This is a genomic window from Bacillus sp. JJ783, from assembly GCF_036963225.1.
Taxonomy (GTDB): Bacteria; Bacillota; Bacilli; order Bacillales; family Bacillaceae_G; genus Bacillus_A; species Bacillus_A cereus_U.
In genome coordinates this window covers 16,716-17,673 of sequence record NZ_JBALMG010000051.1, presented here as the reverse complement: position 1 = coordinate 17,673, position 958 = coordinate 16,716, and the positions used below count along the sequence as shown (strand labels likewise).

The following is a 958-nucleotide window of genomic DNA, read 5'->3' as shown; positions in this document are numbered from 1 at the left end:
CATTTTATACGTACAATGAACCATCATTTGTATCCGCAAAAGGAAATGGAGGCCAAGCTTTTTCAGCACAAGAAGTGCTTGTTATTGATGGAATGACAAGTGGCTGGTTAAAGATTATTTCTTATGAAGGAGAAAAATGGATTAACCCAAATGCTTCTGAGGTCTCAGGAGTAATTGAATTAGCTTTAAAACAATTAGGGAAGCCATATGTCTTCGGAGCAGAGGGGCCTAATTCTTTTGATTGTAGTGGTTTCATATACTATGTATATAAAAATAATGGGTATAGTATTTCAAGGAATAGTGTAGCGGGATATTGGCCGATGGTAATTAAAATTAATGATCCGCAGCCTGGAGATTTAGTCTTTTTACAAAACACATATACACCTGGTCCATCACATATGGGGATTTATCTTGGAAACGGTGAGTTCATTCATGCAGGAAGTGAACAGACGGGTGTTGTAAGAGGAAATGTGTTTAATTCATATAATCAAAAACACTTCCTTGGTTATGGTAGATTTAAAAAATAAGTTAGCAACGTTAGCTTATGTGTATCAATAAAGATAATTATCTGGATGATCCGATAAAAAGATTCAAGAGGTTATAAAACAGCTATCAATTTTGATAGCTGTTTTTGATAGTTATGAAAAACTACAATGAATTTTCTGAAATGAAATATTCGTTGTTTTATAGATTATTAATTGAAATATACGAAAGGATATAGGTGATATATATGTTAAAACATAGTGTAATGATGGGAGTATTAGCGGATACAAAAGAAAATGTAGAAAAGTCATTTTATGCATATAATGAGGCTTCTTTTACATCAGATAAATCAAATGGTGGAGTGGAGTATACGCCCCAAACAATTCTTGTGAAGGAAAAACGAAACAATGGTTGGTGGAAAATTCAAACTTGGGAAGGGGAGAAATGGATTAATTTAAATGGTGAGAAAAAGTAT

The 958-nt window shown here is 33.0% G+C and carries 1 protein-coding gene and 1 pseudogene; both read left to right on the top strand.

The genetic code is table 11. The features are described from left to right. Positions 1-527: C40 family peptidase (locus V7038_RS11195; protein WP_335470219.1), on the top strand; the 527-nt coding region annotated here is incomplete at its 5' end. 203 nt (positions 528-730) lie between these two features. Next, positions 731-958: pseudogene (locus V7038_RS11190) on the top strand (3D domain-containing protein); the annotation flags it as partial.